Source organism: Tessaracoccus sp. MC1627 (genome assembly GCF_014164725.1).
Lineage (GTDB): Bacteria > Actinomycetota > Actinomycetes > Propionibacteriales > Propionibacteriaceae > Arachnia.
The window spans coordinates 522,992-546,941 of record NZ_JACJGA010000001.1; the positions used below are offsets into that span (position 1 = coordinate 522,992).

25 protein-coding genes are annotated in these 23,950 nt (G+C 71.0%); 14 read left to right on the top strand and 11 right to left on the bottom strand.

Annotation, left to right across the window (positions count from 1 at the left end):
• Window positions 1-54 precede the first annotated feature (54 nt).
• The gene (locus H5399_RS02240; protein WP_182781391.1) at window positions 55-903 is read left to right on the top strand and encodes a nucleotidyltransferase family protein; all 849 of its coding nucleotides are present in this window, start codon (window positions 55-57) and stop codon (window positions 901-903) included.
• Complete coding sequence (locus tag H5399_RS18405) at window positions 900-2,096, top strand: galactokinase family protein (RefSeq protein ID WP_182781392.1); 1,197 nt, start codon at window positions 900-902, stop codon at window positions 2,094-2,096. The genes H5399_RS02240 and H5399_RS18405 overlap by 4 nt, the downstream gene beginning before the upstream one ends.
• Window positions 2,097-2,112: 16 nt before the next feature.
• Here the strand turns inward: H5399_RS18405 and H5399_RS02250 are convergent, their stop codons facing one another.
• The gene (locus H5399_RS02250; RefSeq protein ID WP_182781393.1) at window positions 2,113-2,397 is read right to left on the bottom strand and encodes a hypothetical protein; all 285 of its coding nucleotides are present in this window, start codon (window positions 2,395-2,397) and stop codon (window positions 2,113-2,115) included.
• A 91-nt stretch (window positions 2,398-2,488) separates the two neighbouring features.
• Window positions 2,489-5,710 (bottom strand): DEAD/DEAH box helicase, encoded by a 3,222-nt coding sequence (locus H5399_RS02255; protein ID WP_182781394.1) that lies wholly within the window; start codon window positions 5,708-5,710, stop codon window positions 2,489-2,491.
• Window positions 5,711-5,902: 192 nt separating this feature from the next.
• Between H5399_RS02255 and H5399_RS02260 the strand changes: the two genes are divergently transcribed.
• The 3 genes from H5399_RS02260 (at window position 5,903) to H5399_RS02270 (ending at window position 7,424) form a co-directional block, all read left to right on the top strand.
• The gene (locus H5399_RS02260; protein WP_182781395.1) at window positions 5,903-6,715 is read left to right on the top strand and encodes a hypothetical protein; all 813 of its coding nucleotides are present in this window, start codon (window positions 5,903-5,905) and stop codon (window positions 6,713-6,715) included.
• A 74-nt stretch (window positions 6,716-6,789) separates the two neighbouring features.
• The gene (locus tag H5399_RS02265) at window positions 6,790-7,017 is read left to right on the top strand and encodes a type II toxin-antitoxin system prevent-host-death family antitoxin (RefSeq protein WP_220490716.1); all 228 of its coding nucleotides are present in this window, start codon (window positions 6,790-6,792) and stop codon (window positions 7,015-7,017) included.
• A complete protein-coding gene (locus H5399_RS02270; protein ID WP_220489059.1) occupies window positions 7,014-7,424 on the top strand; it encodes a type II toxin-antitoxin system VapC family toxin in 411 nt (136 codons plus the stop codon). The genes H5399_RS02265 and H5399_RS02270 overlap by 4 nt, the downstream gene beginning before the upstream one ends.
• Window positions 7,425-7,590: 166 nt before the next feature.
• Here the strand turns inward: H5399_RS02270 and H5399_RS02275 are convergent, their stop codons facing one another.
• Entirely contained in the window at window positions 7,591-8,274 is a 684-nt protein-coding gene (locus H5399_RS02275; RefSeq protein WP_182781398.1) for a TetR/AcrR family transcriptional regulator, read from the bottom strand.
• 71 nt (window positions 8,275-8,345) lie between these two features.
• Here H5399_RS02275 and H5399_RS18410 point away from each other — a divergent pair, with 71 nt between their 5' ends.
• The 3 genes from H5399_RS18410 to H5399_RS02290 all read left to right on the top strand — a co-directional run bounded on the left by H5399_RS18410 (window position 8,346) and on the right by H5399_RS02290 (window position 10,040).
• A complete protein-coding gene (locus H5399_RS18410) occupies window positions 8,346-9,308 on the top strand; it encodes an NAD(P)-dependent alcohol dehydrogenase (RefSeq protein ID WP_182781399.1) in 963 nt (320 codons plus the stop codon).
• A 4-nt stretch (window positions 9,309-9,312) separates the two neighbouring features.
• The gene (locus tag H5399_RS02285; protein ID WP_182781400.1) at window positions 9,313-9,708 is read left to right on the top strand and encodes an ACT domain-containing protein; all 396 of its coding nucleotides are present in this window, start codon (window positions 9,313-9,315) and stop codon (window positions 9,706-9,708) included.
• Between the two features lie 113 nt (window positions 9,709-9,821).
• Window positions 9,822-10,040: a dodecin gene (locus H5399_RS02290; protein ID WP_182781401.1), complete on the top strand. Its 219-nt coding sequence runs from the start codon at window positions 9,822-9,824 to the stop codon at window positions 10,038-10,040.
• Window positions 10,041-10,062: 22 nt separating this feature from the next.
• On the opposite strand, the gene H5399_RS02295 is transcribed toward H5399_RS02290, so the two are convergent.
• Window positions 10,063-10,899 (bottom strand): type II CAAX prenyl endopeptidase Rce1 family protein, encoded by an 837-nt coding sequence (locus H5399_RS02295; protein WP_182781402.1) that lies wholly within the window; start codon window positions 10,897-10,899, stop codon window positions 10,063-10,065.
• A 153-nt stretch (window positions 10,900-11,052) separates the two neighbouring features.
• Here H5399_RS02295 and H5399_RS02300 point away from each other — a divergent pair, with 153 nt between their 5' ends.
• The 5 genes from H5399_RS02300 (at window position 11,053) to H5399_RS02320 (ending at window position 17,142) form a co-directional block, all read left to right on the top strand.
• Entirely contained in the window at window positions 11,053-11,724 is a 672-nt protein-coding gene (locus tag H5399_RS02300) for an SDR family oxidoreductase (protein ID WP_182781403.1), read from the top strand.
• Window positions 11,725-11,785: 61 nt separating this feature from the next.
• Entirely contained in the window at window positions 11,786-13,480 is a 1,695-nt protein-coding gene (locus tag H5399_RS02305) for a long-chain-fatty-acid--CoA ligase (RefSeq protein ID WP_182781404.1), read from the top strand.
• Between the two features lie 581 nt (window positions 13,481-14,061).
• The gene (locus H5399_RS02310) at window positions 14,062-14,571 is read left to right on the top strand and encodes a SigE family RNA polymerase sigma factor (protein ID WP_220489058.1); all 510 of its coding nucleotides are present in this window, start codon (window positions 14,062-14,064) and stop codon (window positions 14,569-14,571) included.
• A complete protein-coding gene (locus tag H5399_RS02315; RefSeq protein ID WP_182781405.1) occupies window positions 14,568-16,430 on the top strand; it encodes a hypothetical protein in 1,863 nt (620 codons plus the stop codon). Before H5399_RS02310 ends, H5399_RS02315 begins: the two co-directional genes overlap by 4 nt.
• Before the next feature lie 166 nt (window positions 16,431-16,596).
• On the top strand, window positions 16,597-17,142 hold the full coding sequence (locus H5399_RS02320; protein ID WP_182781406.1) for an NAD(P)H-dependent oxidoreductase: 546 nt from the start codon (window positions 16,597-16,599) through the stop codon (window positions 17,140-17,142).
• A gap of 25 nt (window positions 17,143-17,167) precedes the next feature.
• Here H5399_RS02320 and H5399_RS02325 read toward each other — a convergent pair whose 3' ends face one another.
• From H5399_RS02325 to H5399_RS17790, 7 genes are all read right to left on the bottom strand, one after another.
• Entirely contained in the window at window positions 17,168-18,046 is an 879-nt protein-coding gene (locus H5399_RS02325; RefSeq protein ID WP_182781407.1) for an aldo/keto reductase, read from the bottom strand.
• Between the two features lie 52 nt (window positions 18,047-18,098).
• The gene (locus H5399_RS02330; protein WP_182781408.1) at window positions 18,099-19,088 is read right to left on the bottom strand and encodes an SDR family NAD(P)-dependent oxidoreductase; all 990 of its coding nucleotides are present in this window, start codon (window positions 19,086-19,088) and stop codon (window positions 18,099-18,101) included.
• 125 nt (window positions 19,089-19,213) lie between these two features.
• On the bottom strand, window positions 19,214-19,657 hold the full coding sequence (arfB, locus tag H5399_RS02335; protein WP_182781409.1) for an alternative ribosome rescue aminoacyl-tRNA hydrolase ArfB: 444 nt from the start codon (window positions 19,655-19,657) through the stop codon (window positions 19,214-19,216).
• A gap of 34 nt (window positions 19,658-19,691) precedes the next feature.
• The gene (locus H5399_RS02340) at window positions 19,692-20,102 is read right to left on the bottom strand and encodes a hypothetical protein (protein ID WP_220489057.1); all 411 of its coding nucleotides are present in this window, start codon (window positions 20,100-20,102) and stop codon (window positions 19,692-19,694) included.
• A 101-nt stretch (window positions 20,103-20,203) separates the two neighbouring features.
• Entirely contained in the window at window positions 20,204-21,037 is an 834-nt protein-coding gene (locus tag H5399_RS02345) for an ABC transporter permease (protein ID WP_182781410.1), read from the bottom strand.
• Window positions 21,024-21,965 (bottom strand): ATP-binding cassette domain-containing protein, encoded by a 942-nt coding sequence (locus H5399_RS02350; RefSeq protein WP_182781411.1) that lies wholly within the window; start codon window positions 21,963-21,965, stop codon window positions 21,024-21,026. Before H5399_RS02350 ends, H5399_RS02345 begins: the two co-directional genes overlap by 14 nt.
• Window positions 21,962-23,167, bottom strand: a complete 1,206-nt coding sequence (locus tag H5399_RS17790; protein WP_182781412.1) for a hypothetical protein — start codon at window positions 23,165-23,167, stop codon at window positions 21,962-21,964. The genes H5399_RS02350 and H5399_RS17790 overlap by 4 nt, the downstream gene beginning before the upstream one ends.
• 81 nt (window positions 23,168-23,248) lie before the next feature.
• Between H5399_RS17790 and H5399_RS17795 the strand changes: the two genes are divergently transcribed.
• Complete coding sequence (locus tag H5399_RS17795) at window positions 23,249-23,902, top strand: response regulator transcription factor (RefSeq protein ID WP_182781413.1); 654 nt, start codon at window positions 23,249-23,251, stop codon at window positions 23,900-23,902.
• Window positions 23,903-23,950: the final 48 nt, after the last annotated feature.

Here is a 23,950-nt window from a genome sequence, read left to right on the forward strand (position 1 = left end):
CAATGGCTGCGCGAAGGAGGAGCCGGGCCGGGCGCTGATCCTAGGATGAGGGCCATGAACGAGACCATGCCCACCAAGGCCGTCATCCTTGCCCGCGGCCTCGGGACCCGGATGCGCCGCGCGGCCGACGTCGACCTCGACGAGGATCAGCGCAGGGCGGCGGAACTCGGGCTCAAGGCCATGATGCCGGTCGGTCTCGGCGACACCTCCCAGAGAGGGCTGCCGGCACGCCCCTTCCTCGACCACGTGATCAGCGAGCTGGCCGACGCCGGGCTCACCGACATCTGTCTGGTCATCGGACCCGAGCACGACCTCGTGCGCGACTACTACGCAGCGCTCGACCTGTCGCGGGTGCGGATCTCCTTCGCCGTCCAGGTGGAGGCCCTCGGCACCGCCGACGCCGTCCGGGCGGCCCGCGGATTCGCAGGAGGGGACCGCTTCGTGATGGTCAACGCCGACAACTTCTATCCCGCCGAGGCCGTCCGCGCACTCCTGCGGGCGCCCGGGACGGCGACGGTCGGCTTCGACGCCGCAGCGATGGTCAGCAGGTCCAACATCCCCGCCGACAGGATCGCCGCCTTCGCGATCCTGGACACCGACGCCGAGGGTCACCTCGTCGACCTGATCGAGAAGCCGTCCGCCGACGTGGTGGCGCGCTTCGGCCCGAATGCGCGGATCTCCATGAACTGCTTCCTGTTCGGTGCGAGCATCTTCAACGCCTGCGACGCCATCACACCCTCGGCGCGGGGCGAGTACGAGATCGTCGACGCCGTCCGCTGGCTGATCGCGGCCGGCGAGCCCGTCACGGTGGTCCCGGTGGCCGAAGGGGTGCTGGACATGTCCGGGCGCACCGATGTGCCCCTGGTGGCGGCCGCCCTCGCGAGCCGTCCGGTGCTGTTGTGAGCGGCTGGTTCGCCCCCGGACGCATCGAGGTCCTCGGCAAGCACACCGACTACGCCGGCGGCAACGTGCTGGTGTGCGCCGTCAACAGGGGCGTGACCGCGACGGTGAAGCCAGGCCGACGGGGGATCGAGGCGCGCAGCACGGCGCAGGAGGACGCCATCACCCTGGAGCCGGGCGTCGCGGTGCGCCTTCCTGCCGGGCACTGGGGCCAGTACCTCAACGTGGTGGTGGACCGGCTGGGCGCCAACTTCGGGCCCCTGCGCCCCGCGCGGCTTGCCATCGACGCGGACCTGCCGCTGGCCAGCGGCATGAGCAGTTCCTCGGCACTGGTCGTGGCGTCAGCCATGGCGTTGGCCCAGTTCAACGGCTTCGACGAGTCCGAGGCCTGGGTCGCGGCGATCCGGGACGAGGTTGCGCTGGCCGGGTACCTGGCCTGCGTCGAGAACGGGAGCGCGTTCGGTGCGCTGTCAGGACGGGCCGGCGTCGGCACGTTCGGTGGATCCGAGGATCACACGGCCATGCTCTGCAGCCAGGCCGACCACCTCGGACTGTTCAGTTTCAACCCGGCCGCGCTCGTGGGACGCGTGCGGCTCCCCGACGACCTCGCCTTCGTGGTGGCGGTCAGCGGCGTGTCGGCGGAGAAGACCGGCGCGGCGAAGGACGCCTACAACCAGGCCTCACGCGGGGTCGCTGAGCTGCTGGCCCGCTGGAACGCCGCCGCCGGGCGCGGAGACGCGAACCTGGCCGCCGCCGTCGAGTCCGACCCGGAGGCCGCAGCGGTGATCGAGTCGCTCGTCGCGGACGAGCCGCGACTGCTCGCGCGCCTCCGCCAGTTCGTCGCCGAATCCACCTGGATCGTGCCGGCGTCGGTCGAGGCGCTTCGCGCCGATGACCGTGCCGCGCTGGGCGAGTTGGTCGCGGCCTCCCAGAGGTGGGCGGCCGACGGCCTCGACAATCAGATCCCCGAGACCGAGGCGCTGGTCCGTGACGGCCGCCGGCTCGGGGCGGTGGCCGCCTCCTCCTTCGGGGCCGGGTTCGGTGGCAGCGTGTGGGCCCTCGTGGATCGCGACGGTGCCGACAGCTTCGCCGCCGAATGGCTCGCCGGCTATGTGCGGGCCCACCCGGAGCCGGGAAGCCGTGCCGCCACATTGATCACCAGGCCCGCGGGGCCGGCTCACGCTCTGGCCGATTGAGGGAGAGGGAGGCGGTCTACCCGCCGTAGGTGATTCTCGACGACGGGTCCGGCTCCTCCTGGCGCAGCCGTTCCTCGATGGTCTCGTCGTGATCGGTGTCGTCGGTGTGGAGAGCCGAGTCCACCGGCGTCTGGGGATCGTTCGGGACCATCGAGGCGGCGTCAGCGCCGTCGTCGATGAGGTCAGCGGTGCCGAGGTCTTCGGCTGTCACCTCGCCGTAGGGGTGCTCGGCGTCGGCGACCTCCTCGGCGTCCAGCTGCTCGAGTCCGTCAATGCTGCCGTCTTGCGCGTCCATGCTCATGCGCCCAGCCTTGCACGGGATCGGTGCCACACAAGGAGTTTGCGCGCCTCCTTCTGCGTGCCGGGAGCGACGCGGCCCAGCGGCGGAGGGCCTACTCGTCGAAGAGGCCGCGGATGTCTGCGGCCGTGATGGCCCCGGAGGAGAAGGAGCCCGAGTCGATGACCGAGGTGAACAGGTCCCGTTTGCGTTCCTGCAGCGCCACCACCTTCTCCTCGATGGTGTCCTCCGAGACCATCCGGTACACGTTGACCGACCTGGTCTGGCCGATGCGGTGGGTCCGGTCGATCGCCTGGCTCTCCGCAGCCGGGTTCCACCACGGGTCCAGCACGAAGACGTAGTCCGCCTCGGTCAGCGTCAGCCCGAAGCCGCCGGCCTTCAGCGAAATCAGGAACACCGGGTCCTCGCCCTCGCGGAACGCGGCGATGCGGGCCGGCCTGTCGCGGGTGTGGCCGTCGAGGTAGACGTGGCTGATGCCCGCCTCGCTCAGCGCCTCCCGCACGAGCTTGAGGTAGCCGGTGAAGCTGCTGAACACCAGCGCACGGTGGCCCTCCGAGGCGAGCTCCGTGACCTGCTCCACCAACGCGGACACCTTCGCCGACGGCGCCCCCGAGGCGTGCTCCGCGTCCACCAGGACCGGGTCCAGCGCCAGCTGCCGCAGCTTCGTGAGCGCACGGAAGATCGCCACCCGGTTGCGGTCCATGTCCTCCAGCATGCCCAGCACCCGCTGCCGCTCCCGGTGCAGGTACTTGTCGTAGACCCTGCGATGGGCGGGGGTGAGCTCCACCCGCTGCACCTGCTCGATCTTCTCCGGCAGCTCCTGTACCACTTCGCGCTTGGTCCGGCGCAGCACGAACGGCTTGATCCGCCGTCGCAACGTTTCCAGGGCGAGGAGGTCGCGCTCGTTCTCGATGGGCTTGCGGAACCGTTCGGTGAAGTGGTCCGGGCGCGGAAACAGGCCGGGCGCCGACAGCGACAGCATGGACCACAGATCCATCAGCGAGTTCTCCAGGGGGGTGCCCGTGATGGCCAGCGTGAACGGGGCGCCGAGCCGTCGGGCGGCCTGGTAGGTGCGGGAGCGGTGGTTCTTCACGAACTGGGCCTCGTCGAGGATCAGCCCGCTCCACTGCAGGGCCCGGTACTCGGCGTCCTCCAGCCGCATCAGCGTGTATGAGGTGACCACGACGTGTGCGCCCGCGACAGCCGCCGCGACAGTGTCGCCCCGGCGCTTCCCCGTGGCGGTGATCACCGCGACATTCAGGCCAGGCGCAAACTTCGCCGCCTCGTCGGCCCAGGTTCCCACCACGCTGGCGGGGGCCACGACGAGCACCGGCCTGCCGTCCAGCTCCCCGGCCTCGCGCGCCCGCTCCAGCAGGGCGAGGGTCTGGAGCGTCTTGCCGAGGCCCATGTCGTCGGCGAGCACCCCGCCCAGCCGCGCGTCCCAGAGCGCGGCCAGCCATTCGTAGCCACGGAGCTGGTAGGGGCGCAGCGTGGCGCGGATCCCGTCCGGGAGGGCGGGCGCCGGGCGGTCGGCGTCGGGGAGGAGGCGCTCGACGGAGGCCAGCCATCGCTTGCTCTGCCGCGCGATCACGCCCAGCTCGACGAGCTCCTCCCACAGGGCGGCCTGGTAGGGGCCGATGCGAAGCGGGCCGTTGGGGCTTCCGTCGGTGAGCTCGCGGGCTTCCTCGATGAGCCGTCGGAGGTCCTGCAGCTCCGGGATGTCGAGGCGGAACCAGGTGCCGGAGTCCAGGAGCAGGGCGTCGTCCCCTGCGGCCAGGGCTCTGAACAGTTCCTCGAACGGCACCTCCTGGCCGTCGACGGAGACGGTGATGTGGAGGTTGAACCAGTCGCGGTCCTCGGTGTCGTCTGCTGTGAGGAGCACGACGGGGGCCTCCGAGGCCTCCTCGTAGGCCACCGCATCGCCCTCCTCCTGCACCTGCACCCCTGCTTCGAGCAGGTGGGGGAGGACGTCGGCGAGGAACGCGGCGGCCGCCATGCCCTGCAGCTCGTGGTGGGCGATCAGGACTGGGCGGGGGGTGGCCTCCAGCAGTGAGGCGCCCACGACGCTGAGCAGCGCGACCACCGCGTCGGTGAGGCGCCGCTCCACCGGCACATCGCGCGGCGGATCCCCTGCGGCGTGCGCGAGAGGGACGACGGTGGGGCCCTGTCCGGCCACCGGCGACGGATAGGCGAACCCCCACCTGAGGTGCGTGACGTGGCCGGGGAGGTGCGTGAGGGTGAGGTGCAGGACGGGTGGGACGATCTCCGGGGCCTCGACGGTGCCGTCAGAGGTGGACACCGCTCCCGTGCGAGCGAGGGCCGGGTAATAGAGGGTCAGGAAGCGATTGACGTCCTCGGCGGGGATCTCGACCGCCTTCCCGTCGGCGAGGAGCCGGTCCAGCCCCTCGGCCGGTGGGGCGGCGAGCGGCCAGAGAGTCAGGGCGCCGCCGTCGAGCTGCCCCACCCCGTGGGCCGGGTTGCCGAACAGCAGGACCCGTCCTGGGGCGTCGGGATCCACCAGGGAGACGCGCGGCTGCGCGGTGATGCCGCCGTCGGCCGAGCGCGTGAGGTCCAGCGCGACCGTGGCGGAGTCGTCGCCGATCCGTACGGACCGCAGGCCCTCTCCGGCGAGGAGGACGACGCCGGCCGAGACCGCGCGCCGCAGCAGCGGCCAGGCGAGGGGGCCGAGGCTCGCGAGGTCCACTGTCGCGGGGACGCCGTAGGAGTAGGCGTTGTCGGGGCTCAGGAGGTGCAGCTGCGCCAGGGCCGCCCGATGCGCGGGGTTCAACTCCGCTGCCCGCCACGGTTGGGTGATGTCGCCCCACGAGGCGCCGGTCTTCACCCACGGGGTGCGGGCGCCCTCGCGGAGGGGCTGCAGCGTGATGCGCGACACGGCGGCCCCGTAGTGGACGGTGGGGACGGAGAACTCGAGGGCGAGCGCCCGTCCGGCGGTGGCGGAAGCGTCGCCGAGCTTGATCAGGTGCGCGAGCTGACTCTCCCATGTGGTGCTGGCGGGGCGTTGGCGGAGCCGTGCGCGCGCCGCGAGCATCACGGCGGCGACGTGCTTGCAGGAGCGGCCCATCGGGCAGCTGCACCAGTTGTCGAGGCGCCGGCCGCTGCGGGTGACCTCGACCTCGTAGACGTGGCGGCCGCTGCCGGTGACCAACGCCCCGAGTTCGTCGGGTGCGACGGTGAGGTCGCGGACGTGCCCGGCGTCGAAGTAGCCCTTGCCGCGGAAGTAGGTGGATGCGCCGAAGACCCGTTTCAGCTCGGGCTCGGAGAACTCCCGAACCCACTCCACGTCGTCAGGGTCCATAACGGACGAGGGTACCCGCTACGGGCTCGTGCCCGCGTCGCGTCGCTGGTCGTCCCGGCTCCTGGCGTTCATCCCGGACAACGACCAGGTTGGGGACAGTCGTCGGAAGTTATCCACAGGGGGTCGATGAAGCCCCGAATCGGCCGCGGCGGCTGCTGTGATGGGGCGACCTCAGAGAGAAGGGCGACGCAGATGGAAACAATGGACGTGCAGGTGGGCGAGGTCTGGGCGTACTACCCAGACGACTACCGGCCCAACGCGAGCAGAGTCGAGATCCTGGAGATCGTGCCTCGGCCCAAGAAGGACCGTTACCTCATCCGCTTCGAGGACGGCCGCGAGCGGGAGGTCGCGCGGACGCGTCTCAAGTGCAGATGGGAGGACGCCCAGGCCTACGAGGAGAAGCTGGCCGCGGAGGAGCTCATCCGGAATCAGGCCCCGGATTCCCGCCTGTCAGGATCCATCCGACGTGTCTTCCGGCTGGTCCCGCGCGAGGTGGCCACGTTGGAGCACTCTGGTCAGGTCGTCATCCACGACACTGCTCGGCTGGCTGCCCGGACGGGGCTGCCGATGGATGTCCTGCTGGCGGCGTGCGGACAGGTTGCGGAAGGCAGCAGTCTTCGGGTGTCGGCGCTGGGAGGCCAGAGGATTGCGATGGCGCTGTGCGTCGCGCACCCGGCCGAGGCCCTGCAGATCGCGCGCGGGCGCGACAGCTACGCGGACCACTACGACGACGAGCGCCCCGGCTACTTCTCACCCCGCCGGGACTATCGCTGGTACGCCCATGAGGAGGCCCCCGCAGGGGAGATCATCCGAAACTGGTGTGGGGCGTTGCCCACCTCCCGGGCCGAGGCGGCCGCCGCGGCCGAAGCCGAGTGCCACCGGCTGTGGCTCCTCGCCCACCGGTTGGTCAACGAGCTCAGCAGGCACGCTCTCCCCTTGGCCGAGAACCTGCGCAAGGACCTGGTGAACAACCAGATCTCGGCCGACGACGTCCGCGCGGCCTGATTCGCGGCTTGGTGATGCCCGCGCCCAGCGGCCCAAGCATGTATCACCGGTGATACAGTGAGGAGGTGGGAAGTGTGACTGTGCGAGACCTGCGCAACCGCAGCGCGGATGTGCTGGCGCGCGTGGCTCGCGGTGAGAGCCTGACGGTGACGCGAGACGGCGAGCCGGTGGCGGCAGTGGTTCCGCTCCCGCGTCGTCCACGAGGTGCCGCCGAGCTGGTCGACAGATGGAGGGCGCTGCCACGGGTGGATGCGGCAGCGCTCAAGGCAGACATCGACACCGTGCTGGATCCGTCGCTGTGAGTGAAGGGATTCTGGACACCTCCGCAGTGATCGACCTGGGCATCCTGGAACCCGCCTCGCTGCCTGCCGAGCCCATGATCACCGCAGTCACGATGGCGGAGTTGTCAGTGGGGCCGCACGTTGCGCGCTCGGATGTGGAACGTGCGGCCCGCCAGGCGCTGGTGCAGCAGGCGGAGGCGGACTTCGACCCCATCCCGTTCGACGGTGCCGCGGCGAGGGCCTTCGGGGTGGTGGCCGCCTCGCTGAGGTCTGCGGGGCGAAAGCCTGCAGCGCGCGCGTACGACGCGCTCATCGCGGCCACTGCGCTGTCACGCGGGCTGCCGATCTACACGGCCAACCCACGTGACTTCGAGGGGATCGCGGGGCTCGACGTGCGGGCCGTCCGGGCCGCGCACGCCGAGTCCTGAGGCGTCAAGCGGGGCTTCGATAGCGCAGCCGCGCCAGTGCCGGGCCGTCCCTTGCGTCCCCGAGAACGTCGCCACGGACGGCTACCACCGTGGACTTCGCCGGAGAGCCGGTCGTCCCCGCGCCCGGCCGAGTCGCGGTTGGTCGCCTCTGAGGCGCTGGCCGGGGCTATCGGTTTCCTTCCCCCGGGGTGGGGGATCCGGCGGGCCGGTGGGTGGCCAGCCGAACCTCCAGCCCGTCGAGGATGAGCTCGAGGCCGTAACCGAATTCGTCTGCGAACGTGTAGCCCGTCGCCACCTCGTCGATGAGCGCGGCCAGGTGGGGGTAGGGCTGAAGCAGCGATCCCACCGCGGCCGCGTAGTCCTCGGCGCCCTCAGCGCGGGAGGAGTCGAACGGGAGGTTCTGCTCGGTGAGGGCGAACCCGTAGACGTAGGCGTCGATCACGGAGAACGCGTGAGATGCCAACCTCGGCGGGAACCCGCCGCCCACCAGGCACCCGAGCACCGCATCGTGATGGTTGAGCAGCGCCGCGCCGGGGTTGGTTCGCGACTCGATGAGCCCCAACGTCCACGGGTGCGCGGCGAGCACCGCTCGCGCCGACGAGGCCCGGCGAACCATCCCGGCGCGCCATGGCTCCCCGCCCAGCGGCAGCTCGATCCGGGAGAAGATCCAATCGGCCAGCGCGTCGAGGAGGGCGTCCTTGCTGGCCACGTGGTGGTACAGCGACATGGCCTCCACCCCGAGCTCCCGCCCCACTGTGCGCATGCTGACCCCGCTGAGTCCTGAGCGGTCCGCGACGGCGACGGCGGCCTCGACGATGCGCTCCAGGCTGAGTGGCGTGCGGGGTTCCATGGCTCCTCCTTGTGTTCTTACAGATGTAAGGCTACAGTGAAGCGAGCAGACTTACACCCGTAAGGAGAGTCGTGAAAGCAGCAGTGGTGCACCGCTACGGACCCCCCGAGGAGGTGGCGATCGTCGAGGTTCCCATCCCCCAGCCCGGCCGGGGCGAGGTGGTCGTCCGCGTCGAGGCGGTGGCCGTCACCTCCGGCGACGCCCGGATGCGGGCCGGCCGGTTCCCGGCCGGGTTCGGGGTACTCGCCCGGCTGGGTTTGGGCATGCGCGGGCCGCGCCGTCGGGTATTGGGCGGCAGCCTCTCGGGGGTCGTGGTCGGTGTGGGCGCCGAGGTCGCGGGGCTCGCGGTGGGCGACGAGGTGGCGGGCATGTCCGGCGCCCTCGGGGCGCACGCGCAGTACGTGGCGGTGCCGGCAGCCCGCATGGTGCCGAAGCCCGCCGGCATCACCCACGCCGAGGCGGCCGGGGTCCTGTTCGGCGGCACCACGGCGCTGTACTTCCTGCGCGATAGGGCCGGGTTGCGGGCCGGTCAGACCGCGCTGGTCAACGGGGCCTCCGGATCTGTCGGGTCCGCTGCTGTGCAGCTGGCCAAGGTCATGGGCGCGGACGTCACGGCGGTCACCAGCGCGACGAACGCCGCCGTCGTGACCCGGTGGGGAGCGGACAGGGTGGTGGATTACTCGCAGACGCCGGTGTCGCGGCTGACCGGCACCTACGACGTGATGTTCGACGCAGTCGGCAACGTCTCCCGCTCTGAGGGGCTCCGGCTCGTCTCACAGGAGGGTGCTCTGGTCCTCGCCGTCGCCGGGCTCTGGGACACCCTCCGGGCGCGCGGCCGGGTGCATGCCGGCCCAGCTCCCGAGCGGCCCGAGGACTTCGCCTACCTGCTGGCCCTCGTCGCCGAGCGCCGGCTGGACCCCGCCGTCGAGGAGTTCGAGGGGCTTGGCCGGCTGCCGGAGGCGTACCGGCGCGTTGATTCCGGCCGCAAGGTGGGCAACCTCGTGCTCATCCCCGAACCCAATGAGGCAGGCTGAGGCCATGAGCGGCGAGACGGAGCTGACCACCCTGCTGGCGACGATGTCCCCCGTCGTGTGCCCTGGGGCCTTCGTCTTCGTGGTTGGCCCCGGGCCTGTGGAGGCTGAGGTGCTGGCCAGCGTCGTCGAATCGGAAGGTCTGAGCATGGTGCTTCGCAAGGAGGACGCGGACCGGCTCGGGTTGGACTACGACTATGTCGCGGGGTGGATCACGCTCACGGTGCAGTCATCGCTGGCCGCCGTCGGGCTGACCGCGGCTGTGAGCACGGCGCTGGCGGAGGCGAGCATCAGCTGCAACGTCGTCGCGGGGTACCACCACGACCACCTCCTGGTCCCGGCCGACCGGCTGGACGACGCCCTGGCGGCCCTTCGTCGCCTGGCCGGAAACGCGCGGGTGTGAGCGAGCCGGCCCAGCGATGAGGAGATCGACGGGGGAGGCTCGCAGCCGCGATCCGTCGCTTAGCCTGGAGGGATCCTGGTTGCGGAAGGCAACCCTGAACGAGGGAGTTCGCCATGACTGACCACACCTACAAGGTGACCGAGATCGTCGGTAGCTCGAGCGAGGGCCTGCAGCAGGCCATCGATGGGGCTGTCGCGCGGGCGTCGCAGACGCTGTCCCACCTGGACTGGTTCGAGGTGACCGAGATCCGCGGCCACATCCAGGACGGCCAGGTTGCCCACTACCAGGTGGGCCTGAAGCTCGGATTCCGCCTGGAGGACCACACGGCGTGAGCGCGACGCAGGACCGTCGTCGTCAGTAGATGAAGAAGGCGAACATGTCCGGGTTGTGGGCGTGCACGATGGCCATGAACACGATGGCGTCGAACAGCAGGTGCACCACCAGGACGTAGAGCAGGGAGCCCGTGCGCGCGAACAGGAAGCCCTGGATCAGTGCGAACGGGATGGTCAGGAGCGGTCCCCACTCGCGGTAGCCGAGCTCCCACAGGAACGAGACGAAGATGGTGGCCTGCAGAGCGTTGGCCAGCCACACCGGGAAGTGCCGCCTCAGCAGGGCGAAGCAGGTGCAGATGAAGAACAGCTCGTCCCAGGTGCCCACCGCGTTGACGCCGACGAAGAACCGCGCCAGTTCACTGGCGTCGGTGATGTGCGGCCAGTTGAGGTAGGCGCCGGAGCGGATGAAGTAGAACGGCAGGATCGCCCAGCCCAGGAACGGCACCGCGACCACGTAGATGACCTCTAGCCGAGACCATCGATGTTCCCCTCGCCAGGGGAACGTGATTGCCCGGCGGCGGTAGACGAAGCGGTCGATCAGCAGCGGCACCGAGACGGCGAGGATCAGCACCGTTCCGATGATGAGGAAGCGGTCCCAGCTCACGTCGGCCTCGACGGAGGTGGCGCTGACGATCGCCACACCCACCCCGATCAGCAGCAGGTCCCTGCCCAGCTCGCGGTTCACGAGACAGGCGGCCAGCAGGCTCAGTAGCAGCAGCGCGTGCCCCCATCCGGCCAGCTGGAACGCGAACAACAGGACCGCAGAGATCGACACCCCCGCCGCGGGGATCAGATCGCGCACCGACCATGCCTGAGCCGACGACGGGTCCTGAGCGAGGGGCGTCGGTGGGGAGGCCATGGGTCCAGCATTCCGCATGAGACGCCCGACGGTGGGGCGCGCGGCTCATGAATGGACCCATGAGCCGCGCTGTCGAGTGGGGCCGGCGTCTCCCGCGCCGTCGAGGTGAGTAGGCTCGGTGGGGTAGTCAACGACGACCACGGGAGGATCACCATGCCCACGCTTGCCATCATCGGTGCCGGAGCCGGACTCGGCGCAACAGTCGCCCGCCGCTTCGCCAAGGAGGGCTTCTCGGTGGCGCTCATCTCTCGCACCGCCGAACGCGTCCATGCCCTCGCCGAGGAACTGACCGCAGAGGGCATCACGGCCCGGGGCTACGTGGCAAACGTCCGCGACCACGATTCCCTGCGGTCCGCGCTCGACGACGCGGCCGCTGACCTCGGCCCCATCGACGTGCTGCAGTACAGCCCGCTGCCGGCGAAGGAATTCCTGCGCCCAGTGCTGGAGACCACCGTCGAGGACCTGCAGCCGGCCATCGAGTTCTCCGTCTACGGGCCGCTCGTGGCGATCCATCACGTCATGCAGCACATGCGCTTCCGCGGAGGCGGCACGATCCTGCTCGTCAACGGTGGCAGCGCGGTGCGCCCGGTGGCGAAATTCGCCGGCACGTCGGTGGCGTTCGCGGGGGAGTCGGCATTGGGTCAGATGCTGCACGACGCCTTGGCGCCGGACAACATCCACGTCACCCAGCTGATCATCCCCGGCGGGATCATCGAGGGTCACCCCCGCAAGGACCCGACGGTGCTCGCCGAACGGCTCTGGGAGATGCACGCCACGAAGGAGCAGTTCCGTCACTTCGCCGGCGATATGGACCTCGACGGCTGACGGTCGAGGCCCGCACGGGGCCACTGGTGGGAGCCGAGCCGGGCCCTGACAGGATGGACCCATGACTGACGAGCGCCCTTGGGTGAAGTACTACCAGCCGGGGGTCCCGGCAGACATCGCCACCCCGCCCACCTCACTGGTGGAGATGTGTGAGGAGGCGGTCGCCAAGGGCGGCGACGGCGTGGCGCTGCAGTTCTTCGGCCGCGAGACCAGCTACCGGAGTCTCGGGGAGCAGATTGCCCGCGTCGCCGAGGGCCTGCGCAGGCTGGGCGTCCGCGCAGGCGACCGCGTGGCACTGATCCTGCCCAACTGCCCGCAGCACGTCGTCGCGTTCTACGCGGTCCTGCGGCTGGGCGCGATCGTCGTGGAGCACAACCCCCTCTACACCGCGCGCGAGCTGCGTCACCTGTTCGAGGACCACGGGGCCCGGGTGGTCGTCGCCTGGGACGCGGCCGTGGGCAAGATCCGCGAGCAGCCGAGCGACATCGAGGTCGAGCATGTCGTCTCGGTCAACCTGCTGCGGGCATTTCCCCTTGTCAAGCGCTTGGCGTTGCAGTTGCCTGTGCCGAAGCTGCGCGCCGCCCGCGACCGCCTCACCCAGCCGGCGCCCGGCACCATGCCCTGGGAGGACCTGCTCCGGGCGCCCGCCCTCGAACCCGCGCATCCGCGCCCCGCGGTCGACGACGTGGCCGTCATCCAGTACACCAGCGGCACCACCGGCCGCGCCAAGGGCGCGATCCTCACCCACCGCAACCTCTACGCCAACGCACTGCAGGGCGCGGCATGGATGCACGACGCCGTGGACGACCGGGAGGTGATCTACGCCGTCCTGCCCATGTTCCACGCGTTCGGCATGACGCTGTACCTGACCTTCGGCATCCTCAAGCGCGCCCGGATCGTCCTGTTCCCGAGCTTCGACGCGGACATGGTCCTCGACGCCGCCCGCACCACCCCGCCGACGGTGTACTGCGCGGTCCCGCCGATCTACGAGAAGACCGCCCGACGGGCCCTCGAGCGTGGCGTGAGCCTGAAGTCGGCCCGCTTCTGCATCTCCGGGGCGATGAACCTGACCGACCCGATCGTCGAGCTCTGGGAGGGGGTGGCCGGGGGGCTCCTCGTCGAGGGCTACGGCCTCACCGAGACCGCCCCCGTGGCGCTGGGGAATCCGTTCCACCCGTCGCGGCGCACCGGCACCATCGGCATCCCGTTCCCCAGCACCCGGATGCGCGTGGTGGACCCGGAGGACCCGTCCCGTGAGGTGCCCCAGGGGGAGCGTGGTGAGCTTCTGCTGGGCGGTCCGCAGGTGTTCCAGGGGTACTGGAACGCGCCAGGGGAGACCGAGGCGGTGCTGCTGCCCGGCGGATGGCTGCGCACAGGCGACCTGGTCACCGTTGACGCCGACGGCTTCACCACCATCGTGGACCGCGTGAAGGAGCTGATCATCACGGGCGGCTTCAACGTGTCGCCGACGGAGGTGGAGGCGGTCCTGCGTGCGCACGAGGACATCGACGACGCCGCCGTCGTCGGCCTGAAGCTGGAGGGCGGGGGAGAGCGCGTCGTGGCGGAGGTGGTTCCGCGCCCGGGCGCCACGGTGCATCCGGAGGCGGTGCGCACGTGGTGCAGGGAGCGGTTGGCCGCCTATAAGGTGCCGCGCGAGGTGGTGGTGGTCGACGAGCTGCCGAAGTCGATGCTGGGCAAGGTGCTGCGCAAGCAGGTCCGCGACCGTCTCGCCGCACGGGCCGTCTCCGCTCCCTGATCTTTCCCGCTGGTTGAGCCGCGCCAAGCCGCGAAGCGGCGCAACGCGCGTCGAAACCGACCCGCGCCCGGTGCAGGGAACCCTGACCCGAGGCCCGGGCGGCCCTTGTCCACAGCCTGCCCGACGGCCGCCGGCCGGTCGTTGGTTCAGTTGTGGAGGCCGCCCGGGCCTCGTCTCACTGCTCCCTGCACTCGTTTCCCTGTGGCGTGGCCGAGTCCGGGAGTGTGCCGTCAAGGCGGCCCTGGCTTGGGTCTGTTCAGGCGGGATGCCAGTCGGGTGATCGTCGGGTTGGGCATCACAGCGCGCAGCCGCCCCGCCGTCCCCACCCTCGCGGGCATCGCAGCGTCCTGCCGGACCCTCGCCCCTCGACTCCGCCGTCGCCCTCGCGTCACATCTCGCGTGAGTCGGCCAAATCCCACTGCGGGTTCTGGCTGCTCGTTAGGACTGGTCGCGTAGTCGGTACCAGATCCACCCATCAGCTGTCGCGGCCCGGCTGCGGTGTTGGCACGTCGGGTCTGGTTCGCTGATCCCAGTGCAGTGAAGCGGACGCCTCACCGCGTCTACAGGGTATGGAGGCTGTGATGGAGCACCCGGTCGAGGTGATGACCAACGGGTTTGACAGGTACGTCGCCGCCCGCGGCGGCGAACTCTGGGTGGCCGCCTGGCTGCTCACCGGGGATCGGCAGCACGCCGAGGACCTCGTCCAGACGGCGCTGTCCAAGACCTACAGCCGCTACGACTCCTTCGACAACGACCACCACTTCGAGGCCTACGTCCGCACGACGATGTACCGCACGTTCATCTCCTGGTGGCGCCGGCTCCAGTGGCGCTCGGAGGTGCCCTCCGACAGCCCGCCGGACCGGCCGTCGGACGCAGGCGAACCATCGCTCGGCACTGACGTCCACCGCGCCCTCGCCGCACTCCCGCGACTCCAGCGCACCTGCCTCGTGCTGCGCTACTTCGAGGACCGCCCCACCCGCGAGGTGGCCGAGTTGCTGCGCATCCCCGAGGGGACCGTCACCTCCCACGTCAGCCGCGGGCTCGCCGCCCTGCGCATCTCCCCCCACCTCGCCCAGGAGGACAGGCCATGAACGAACAGGAATTCTCCGACGCCCTCCGCGACGGCGTCCCGCCCCGCCCGAGCGCTCGCGGCTGGGCGGCCGCCGCCAGGAACCGTGCGCGGAAGCGGCGAATGGGCGTGGCTGCGGCCGCGGTGGTGGCCGTCGTGGGCATGGCCACGCCGCTGGCGCTCCAGCTCACCGCGCCTCCGTCGGTGGTGTTGGCCACGCCCGAGCCCACCGCCGCCGCGACACCACTGGTCCCCGACCCCTGCCGTGACCCTCTCACCGGCGCCGAGACCCTTGTCGACGACGACCTCCCCGACGGCGCCACCCGCGTCTGGCTGTGCGGGCGCTCCGACACCGGGTCCGAGTTGGAGCTCGTGGGCGCGCCTGATCCGCTGGTCGCGCACGCCCAGGACGCCGTCGCGGCGTTCAACGCGCTGGAGAGGTCTGAGGGGGTGCTCGACTGCATGCCGAATCCGCTGGATTACACGGTGGTCGTCGAGTACGGCGACGGCGTGCACCGGGCGGTGCGGATCGCCGGCTGCGGCGACCTCCGGGACGCGACCGGCATGTTCGACATCTTCCGAGCCGACGGCGCCGGCTACCTGAACACTCTCCGCGAGCTGTGGAAGGCCGAGCGCGAGGAGTCCGGGTTCCAGTTCACGGGGGCGGCGCTCTGCGACTCCTCCTACGCCTCCGTCCTCCGGCCCTTGGAGTTGGACGGTCTGACGCGAGCGGTCGCCTGCCGTGCGGACGGCTCGGCGGTCGAGCTGGACGCCGAACTCACCGCCGATCTCCTCGCCGCGCTCCAGTCCGGCGACGCGCTGGCAAGCACGGAGGTGGGGTGGGAGGCGCCGCTCCCGGCCCTGGTCCTGCTCACGCCCACGGGCGATCCCGTCTCGCTCCACCGGAATGACGCCACCTACTGGTGGGACGACGGCACGGCCCGCTGGATGTGGGGGCCGTTGGACGTTGCCCTCGAGGCGCGCATCGTCGAGGCGCAGGGCGTTGACGGCGGACCTGTCCCGTCGCCCAGCCCGACCCCCGTCGTGCTCCCGGATGAGCGTGGCGACGGCTTGGTCTCGCAGGTGTGCGACGACATCCAGACCGGCGCCCTCGCGGCCGAGGAACTCCCCAGCACCGAGAACCTCCCCGACGGCGCAGCGAGGGCATGGCTGTGTGGCGACCGCTGGGAGACGTTCGGCGGCGTGGGCCCCATCGAACCGCTGACCACGGACCCGGACCGCGTCGTCCACGCCGTCAACGCGCTGCCCAGCCCCGACTACGAGGCGTGCACGGAGATGGGCGGCATCACCTACCACGTGGTGCTCGACTACCCCGACGGCACGCGTCGCGTCGTCTCCGCCGAGACCGTCAACTGCGAGTGGGTCGGCGGCTGGGGCAACCGCGCGGGCGGCGCCCAGCTGCTCCAGGACCTGCTCCCGCTGTGGACGGCCCAGCGCGAGGCGAACCCCGAGCCCTTCCTCGACGAGGTCTCCCTCTGCAGCGACAACGCGGGGATCGTCGGACTCAACTCGCTAGGCCCCGTGGAGCGCGGCTCGCTCTACCGCGGCTACGTGTGCGGCCTTCCCGCGGACCCCGCCGTCGGGGACGAATGGATGCAGCGTGAGCTCCCGGGCGACCTGGTCCTGGCCATCTCCCAGGCCACGGCCACCCCGGATGACCAATGGAACATCCCGGAGGACGGGCCGTACGTGGTGATGCTCACCCAATACGGCGACCCGGTCACCTACCTGATCGACGAGGACCTGCAGCTCCGGCTGGATCCCCTCGGCGTCCCCGACGGCGGTCCCTGGACCCCCGACGGCGACCTGGCGGGGGCGTGGAGTGAAATCCTCGCCGGCCTACGCGGCGGCACCCCCTGAGTGGACGGAACGCGTGCACGAAACGCCGCCCGAGTGCGAGGCCGTGTCCGCATTGGGCACCGGGTGGCCATCGGAACGGCGTGTCGTGCACGATGGGGGACGGGGGGTGCCGCGTCCGCCCACAGCGTAATTGAAAGGTCAAGCAATCTCGTGCCACAGTTGAGGCGTGAACAATCTCGCGATCATCGTCTCGTCCACCCGTCCCCAGCGCATCGGCGGCACAGTGAGTGACTGGGTGGCCGACACCCTGGACTCCCACTGGGACGTCACCATGCTCGACCTCGCGGAGATCAACCTCCCGTTCATCGACGAGGGCGCGCCCGCCGGCTCCGGCGTCTACACCCAGCCCCACACGCTGGCCTGGAAGGCCGCGATCGACGCTGCCGACGCGGTCCTGATTGTCACGCCTGAGTACAACGGCTTCTTCCCCGCGCCGCTGAAGAACGCCATCGACTACCTCTACGCCGAGTGGGAGGGCAAGCCCATCGCGTTCGTGGGCTACGGCTTCGGTGGCGGTGGCCGCGCGACGAAGGCTCTCACTCAGCTGATGGAGAACCTCAAGGCCGACGTTGTGGGCACCACGGGACTGATCTTCAACACCGATGTCACGATGGAGGGTCGGGTGACGGCCGGCGCAGACAAGCTCGCCGAGCTGCACTCGCTCTCCGACAAGCTCGCAGACGCCGCCGCCTCGGACGACGCCGCGGCCTGACGCCCCTCCTCCGGTCAGTGGCGACTCAGTTGTTGCCGCTGGCCGGAGGCGCGCCCAGCGCCTCGACGGCGGCGAAGAACTCGTCCGCGACCTCGGCCTCGATCAACCCCGCCAGCGCGTCGAGCCTGGCCAGCGACGGGATGCCCACGACCGTGGTGTCCACCAGCGGGCTGCGCATCGAGAACTGCAGTGCTGCAGCGGCCAGATCGACGCCGGCCTCCCGCGCCAACTCGCGGACCCTGCCGACGTGCGCCGCGAACTCCACCGGCATGCTGTGGTAGCCGTAGGTGCTCTCCCCGTTGGCCAGCGTTCCGCCGCCGAAGGGCGCCGCGTTGAAGACCTGCATGCCGAGCTCGCGCGCCCGCACATAGAGCTCCTCCGCGGAGCGGTCCACCAAGGTGTAGCGATTGTGGTTGAGGGCCACGTCGAACAGCCCCGTTTCCACATACGCGCGCGTCTCCGCCAGTGATCCGTACGCGATCCCGATCGCCCCGATAACGCCCTCGTCCCGCAGCGCGATCAACGCCTCGACGGGGCCACCAGGTGCGAGGGCCTCGTCGACGGTGATCGTGAACGGATCGTGGAATTGGTACAGGGGCAGGTGGTCCACACCGAGCCGTTCAAGTGATTCCTCGAGCGAGCGCCGCACTCGAGCGGCGTCGAAGATCCCCGTGGCCGGATCCCGGTCCGCCTTGGAGAAGACGGCCTTGCCCGACGGCACGCCACCGGCCCGACGGATCGCGTCGCCGAGGAACTGCTCGCTGCGTCCGTCGGCGTAGTTGTTGCTGGTGTCGACATGGCCGAGCGGGGACGCGAGCAGAGCGTCAGCCAGGGCCTCGCCGTCGGGACGCTCGCCGAGGCGCGACGCGCCGAGCGTGACGGGGGTGGTGGGAACGTGTGCCATGGGTGCCTCCTGCGGTCTACGTCGTATGCCCCGACCCTAGACGACGGCGGCCCTACCCCAGCGGCAGCGTCAGGCCGGTGAGCGCCGCGGCGGCGTCCATGAGGCGACCAGCGCCCACGGGGTCCTGCGTCGCCCGGGAGGACCGGGCGAGCACCGGCGGGCCCTTGGTGATCCGGCGCGGGCCCCAGTAGTCGCCGTTGCGCGCCTCGGGGCATGCCGCGGCGGTGAGCACTGGGAGCGCACCGTCGTGCTTGCCGTGGGCGAAGAGGCGCACGGGCGCCCGCAGGAGGCGGGCACCGTCGGGCTGGTTGGTCGCGACCCCTGCCCGCGGTGGGGAGAGGAAGTCGACGGCCGTGCCCGGGTGTGCGCCCACTGCAGCCGCGCCACCGCCGTGGCGGGCAAGACGCCGGGCGAGTTCGTGCATCAGGGTTGTCGTGGCCAGCTTCGACTGGCCGTACTTCGCCAGGTCCGAGGCGCGGAGGTCGGGCCGCGGCACCGCGTCCGCCGCCAGCGGTGCGCCCCGGTCGCCGATGCTGCCCACGAGCACGCACCGGCCGTTCGAGGCGTTGATCAGCGGAAACAGCAGGGCGACGAGCGCGTAGTGGCCGAGGAAGTTGGTGCCCCAGAAGAGCTCTTGACCGTCAGCGGTCGTCCGCCCGCGAATGCCCTTGTCCGCCCCGGGCTTGACGTGGTTGGGGTAGCCGATCGCCCCCGCGTTGGCCACGAGCAGGTCCAGCGTGGGGAGGCCAGCCAGCCGCTCGGCCGCGGCGCGCACCGTCGACAGGTCAGCCAGGTCCAGTGGCTGGTACGAGACCTCCGCCCCCCGAATCCTGGCTTGGATCGCGTGTTGCGCTGCGCGGAACCTGTCGGCGTTGCGCCCCGCGATCACGACGCGCGCTCCGAGGGCTGCGAGTCCCTCGGCCGTGAAGTAGCCGATCCCCGTCGCGCCGCCGGTGACGACGGCGGTCAGGCCGGTCAGGTCCGTCAGGCGGTGCCGATGGCCCCGCGCCGGGCACTGGGTGTGTGACTCAGGGGCTGCCATACGTGACTCCTGGGGTACGCGGTGGGCCTCCGCATGCTGCGCGGCCCATCCGCCAGCAGATACTCACCAGGAGGCTGTCCGGCACACGCTAATACACCCCGGGGGTCAGCCTGTTCCTGCTTGCGCTACGCGTCCTCGGGGCGTCCGCGACCGCGCTTGATCTCCCCGTGGCGGCGCTTGGTGGTCAGCCTGCGCTCAACCGAGCCCCGCGTCGGGCGGGTGCGGCGTCTCGGCGGCGACGGCGGGGCAAGCCCTTCACGGAGCATCGCAGCCAGACGCTCCCGCGCCGCACCCCGGTTCTGGCGCTGCGAGCGGGACTCGGCAGACACGACGGTGAGGACGGTGCCCGCAAGCCGGGACCGCAACCGGTGCAGGAGCCGCTCCCGCTGGACGTCGTCAAGCACGGCGGAGGCGGCCACATCGAAGGACAGCTGCACCCTCGAATCTGAGGTGTTCACGCCCTGGCCGCCGGGACCGGACGCGTGCGAGAACCGCTCGGTCAGCTCACCTGCCGGGACCACCAAGCCCTCCGGCAGCCCCGGCCCCGGTGCAATCCGCAGCTCGCTCACAGTGTCCAGGGTAGGCCGCTACGCCTCGCCTGGCTCAGCCGACGAGCCGCCCGAGCGAGTAGCGGGCGATGGGCGCATAGCCGAGGACCACCGGCCACGGCCCGTGCACGACGAGCCACGCCACACTCGCGCGACCCGACCCGGGCGCCGCCGCGTCGACCCCGTGCTCGAAGGACAGCCTCAGCGGGCCGCTGCGGACGCTCCAGGACCAGGTCCGCGCCGCCTCGTCGACCGCATCGATGCGGAAGTCCGCAACGATCCCGCCCAGGCCCGTCACCCGGCCGGTCGTCCCCGGCGTCACCATCGGTTCCGCGTACTCCACGCCGCGCAGATGCGGCGCCCATCGGGTCCACCACACCGGCCGGGTGTAGCGCTCCCACACCTCGTCCACCCGTAGCGGACCGCTCGCTGAGAGACGCAGCGCGCCGGACAGAGAGAGGTTCACCTCCTCAGTGTCCATCCCGGCACCCCCGATGAGGTCGACGGGGGCCGAACTCGCGCTCCTTCCGCGCCCGCCACGGCAGGGTCCTGCCGCGGCGGAACCCGTCAGGACGTCACGTCGGCGGAGCGGAACCTCGCCCACGCCAGCGACGCGAACACCGCAACCCACCCAACCTGCACCAGCAGCCCCGATCCCAGCACGCCCCAGTCCACCTCGAGGCGGAGGAACTCGGCGAAGTCGAACCAGTGGTGCGTGAGCAGGTAGGGGTGGATGGCCGCGAGTTGTGGCAGGGAGTCCAGCACCGTGGACACCACCGCCACCACGACCGTCGCGGCCATCGCCCCGACGGGGACCTCGGTCAGCGTGGAGATGAACACCCCCACCACCACCAGCCCCGTCAGGGACAGGGCGACATACCCCGCGACACCCAGCATCCGCGCCATCCCGGCCCCCAGGGAGACGGTGGTGCCCGACAGCAGAGTCATCTCTCCCAAGCCGAAGAACGCGCCCCCGGCGGCCAGCGCCATGACGGCGATCACCAGCACCGCGACCACCGCGAACGCCAGTGCCACCAGAGCCTTCGCCAGCAGCAGCCGCGTCCTGGCGACGGGCAGGGTCAGGAGGTAGCGCAGCGTTCCGGCCTGGGCCTCGCCCGCGATCGTGTCGCCCGCGGTGATGGCGATGGTCAGCGGCAGCAGGAACGGCAGGCACATGAACAGGGCCGCGACGACGAGGAACAGCCCGTTGCCGGTGACCCGTCCGATGAACCCCGGCCCCTGACCCTCCAGCCCGGAACCCTGCGCGATGAACAGCACGACGGCGAGGAGCAGCGGCACCAACGCCAGCCCGACGAGGAGCGCCAGCGTGCGGCGCCGGCCGAAGAGCAGCCGCAGCTCGCTGCGCAGCAACCTCCCGAAGGAACCCCTAGCGCGCGACATCGAAGCCCTCCCCAGTCAGTTCCACGAACAGCTGCTCCAGGCTGCGACGGCGGACGGTGAGACCGACGAGGTCCACCCCCGCATGCACCAACGCGGCGGACACGCGCTCCGGGGGCGTGGCCTCGAGCCGCGCCTGGACCTCCACGCCGTCGACGCGCACCTCGGCCAAGCCGAGGGTGCCGAGCACCTCGGTGGCCTCGGCCACGCCGTCGACGGTGGTGGTGACAACCACGCGCGGATCGTCGTCTGCGGCCAGTTCGTGGCGCTCCGCCTGGGCGAGGAGCTTGCCCTGGCCCATGATGCCGATGTGCGTGCAGACCTGCTCGATCTCGGCAAGCAGGTGGGAGGAGACCAGCACGGTGGAGCCCTCCGCGGCGAGCTCACGGATCAGGTGGCGGACCTCGCGGGTGCCCTGCGGGTCCAGGCCGTTGGTGGGCTCGTCGAGGACGAGCAGCTCGCGCGGACGCAGCAGGGCGGCCGCCAGGCCGAGGCGCTGCTTCATGCCGAGCGAGTACTGGCGGTACAGCTTCCCCGAGGCGGCGGTGAGGCCGACCCGTTCGAGCGCCGAGTCGATCCGGGACCGTGAGGTGCCCGGGTCTGCCGTGGCGTCGCACGCGTCGAGGCGGACCAGGTTGGCCCGCCCGCTGAGGTACGGCTGGAACGCCGGCCCCTCCACCAGCGCACCCACCCGCGGCAGCACCGACCCGCCGCTCTCGGGCATGGCCTCGTCGAGCAGCCAGGCGGCACCCGCCGTCGGCTTCACCAGCCCGAGCAGCATCCGGATCGTGGTGGTCTTCCCCGACCCGTTGGGGCCGAGGAATCCGTAGACAGCGCCGCGGGGCACCACCAGGTCGATCCCGTCGACGGCCACCTGGCCGGATCGGAATCGCTTGGTGAGCCCCTCGGTGCGGATTGCCGGGGCGCTCACGCCATCGCGCGCAGGGTCTCGGCGGGAACCGCCCCCACCAGGATGCGACCGTCGTCGGTCACCAGCACGCTGAGCAGTGCGGAGGTGAGCAGGCGACCCTCGGGCACCTCGGTGGTGAGCTGCTCGTAGAGGGCGGCGGCGTCGAGGTCCATGCCCGGCCCATGCTCGGGCTTGAACTCGTCCATCAGGTCCTGCGCCTCATCGGAGCCGGTCGACGGGGTGGGCATGCCGCTCATCGCGCCCGGATCCTGGGCGATCATCGCGGCGACGTCAACGCCGGTGAGCTCGACCACGCTCTCCCAGCCGGTGCCGTACACCGTGGGCTTCTGGTGGTCGCCCTCATGGGCGGGCATCTCGGTGCCCTCGGCGGGGATCGGGATCACGACGTCGCGCTGGGTGGCGCCGGCGGGGGTGGAGAACTCGAACACGGACTCGTTGGGGGCGGTGAAGTCCACGTCCGTGAACGACACCTCGACGGCGGGGGCCGCCTCGTCCTGCGTGCTCCAGGTCTGCACCCGCAGCGGGGTCATGGTCTCACCGTCGACTGCCAGCACCACGTGATCGACGAGGGTGCCGTCGGTGTCAGGGGTGACGACGAGCTGGTAGGCATCGCGCCCGGCGACGCTGATCTGCGAGTCGACGCGCACCGTCGAGTACTCCTCGACGTTGGCCAGCACCTTGGCCGCGGCCTCCTGCGGGGTGGGCAGCTCGTCCTGGCCTGCGAGGGCCTTCTCGCGGGCCTCGTCGCTCATCGTCTCCAGGCGGGCGCGGTCCGCGTCGCTGACGGTGTAGCGGACCACCTCATCGTCGGAGCTGGAATAGGTCCACACGTCCGTGCCGTCGGCCACCATCGAGTACTCGCTCATGGTGCCCAGCAGGGAGACGCGGGCGCGCTCGTCGCCGTCGGTCCAGACACGCAGCGTCGAGCTGCCGCCGAGAAGAGACATGGGATCAGCGCCGGAGGCCTCGGTGAAGAGGAGTTCGGGGAGCCCGAGGCGGGCGGTGTGCACGACGGTGCCGGACATCGCCTGGGGCTCGGACTCGAGGACCCGCGCCACCAGTTCCTCGGCGGTGAGGTCCGGCAGGTTGCTGGACTCGCCGGAGGCGAGCAGCGGCTGCACGAGGAGGCCGACGGCGACAACGCCGGCCACGGCTATCGGGGCGATCCAGGGGGTGCGGAGGGCAGAGCGTCGTTCGGTCATGCGCCCACGGTAGACCGCCGTCGCTGTGAGGACGCTGAGAGCGCCCGCCCGCCGCCACTGGCCCGCTGGCAGGATGGGGGCGTGCGGGTACTGGTGGTCGACGACGAGCGGGGGCTCACCCGGGCGTTGCAGCGCGGCCTGGCGGCGGAGGGGTTCGCGGTGGACTGCTCGCACGACGGCGAGACGGGCCTCTCGCTGGCCACCCACGGCGATTACGACGCGATCGTCCTGGACGTGATGCTGCCCCGGCGCAACGGCTACGACGTAGTGGCCGCGCTGCGTGAACGCAAGGTGTGGACCCCGGTGCTGATGCTGAGCGCCAAGGACGGCGAGTACGACGTGGCAGATGCGCTGGACCTCGGCGCCGACGACTACCTCACCAAGCCCTTCTCCTTCGTCGTGCTCGTGGCCCGGCTCCGTGCCCTGGTGCGCCGTCCCGCGGAGGCCAGGCCGTCGGTGCTCGCCGTCGGCGCGCTCGTGATGGACCCCTCCGCCCGGACCGTGACACTCGACGGGGTGCCCGTGGATCTCACCACCCGCGAACTGGCGCTGCTGGAGTACCTGATGCGGCACGCGGACCGCGTGGTGGGCAAGGTGGAGCTGCGCGACCACGTGTGGGACGGCACAGGGGAGGACCTCAACGTGGTGGAGGTCTACGTCGGCTACCTGCGGCGGAAGCTGGGCCGCGACGTCGTCCTCACCATGCGCGGCGCCGGCTACCGAGTGGTGGGCTGACGGCGTGCCCGGCGAGGGGCGACGGTGGGGCGGGCTCTCACTACGGTT

Coding starts and splice junctions, on each gene's coding strand:
- H5399_RS02240 (WP_182781391.1), top strand. CDS start 55: ATGAACGAGACCATGCCCACCAAGGCCGTCATCCTTGCCCGCGGCCTC.
- H5399_RS02250 (WP_182781393.1), bottom strand. CDS start 2,397: ATGAGCATGGACGCGCAAGACGGCAGCATTGACGGACTCGAGCAGCTG.
- H5399_RS02255 (WP_182781394.1), bottom strand. CDS start 5,710: ATGGACCCTGACGACGTGGAGTGGGTTCGGGAGTTCTCCGAGCCCGAG.
- H5399_RS02260 (WP_182781395.1), top strand. CDS start 5,903: ATGGAAACAATGGACGTGCAGGTGGGCGAGGTCTGGGCGTACTACCCA.
- H5399_RS02275 (WP_182781398.1), bottom strand. CDS start 8,274: ATGGAACCCCGCACGCCACTCAGCCTGGAGCGCATCGTCGAGGCCGCC.
- H5399_RS02285 (WP_182781400.1), top strand. CDS start 9,313: ATGAGCGGCGAGACGGAGCTGACCACCCTGCTGGCGACGATGTCCCCC.
- H5399_RS02290 (WP_182781401.1), top strand. CDS start 9,822: ATGACTGACCACACCTACAAGGTGACCGAGATCGTCGGTAGCTCGAGC.
- H5399_RS02295 (WP_182781402.1), bottom strand. CDS start 10,899: ATGGCCTCCCCACCGACGCCCCTCGCTCAGGACCCGTCGTCGGCTCAG.
- H5399_RS02300 (WP_182781403.1), top strand. CDS start 11,053: ATGCCCACGCTTGCCATCATCGGTGCCGGAGCCGGACTCGGCGCAACA.
- H5399_RS02305 (WP_182781404.1), top strand. CDS start 11,786: ATGACTGACGAGCGCCCTTGGGTGAAGTACTACCAGCCGGGGGTCCCG.
- H5399_RS02310 (WP_220489058.1), top strand. CDS start 14,062: ATGGAGCACCCGGTCGAGGTGATGACCAACGGGTTTGACAGGTACGTC.
- H5399_RS02315 (WP_182781405.1), top strand. CDS start 14,568: ATGAACGAACAGGAATTCTCCGACGCCCTCCGCGACGGCGTCCCGCCC.
- H5399_RS02325 (WP_182781407.1), bottom strand. CDS start 18,046: ATGGCACACGTTCCCACCACCCCCGTCACGCTCGGCGCGTCGCGCCTC.
- H5399_RS02330 (WP_182781408.1), bottom strand. CDS start 19,088: ATGGCAGCCCCTGAGTCACACACCCAGTGCCCGGCGCGGGGCCATCGG.
- H5399_RS02345 (WP_182781410.1), bottom strand. CDS start 21,037: ATGTCGCGCGCTAGGGGTTCCTTCGGGAGGTTGCTGCGCAGCGAGCTG.
- H5399_RS17790 (WP_182781412.1), bottom strand. CDS start 23,167: ATGACCGAACGACGCTCTGCCCTCCGCACCCCCTGGATCGCCCCGATA.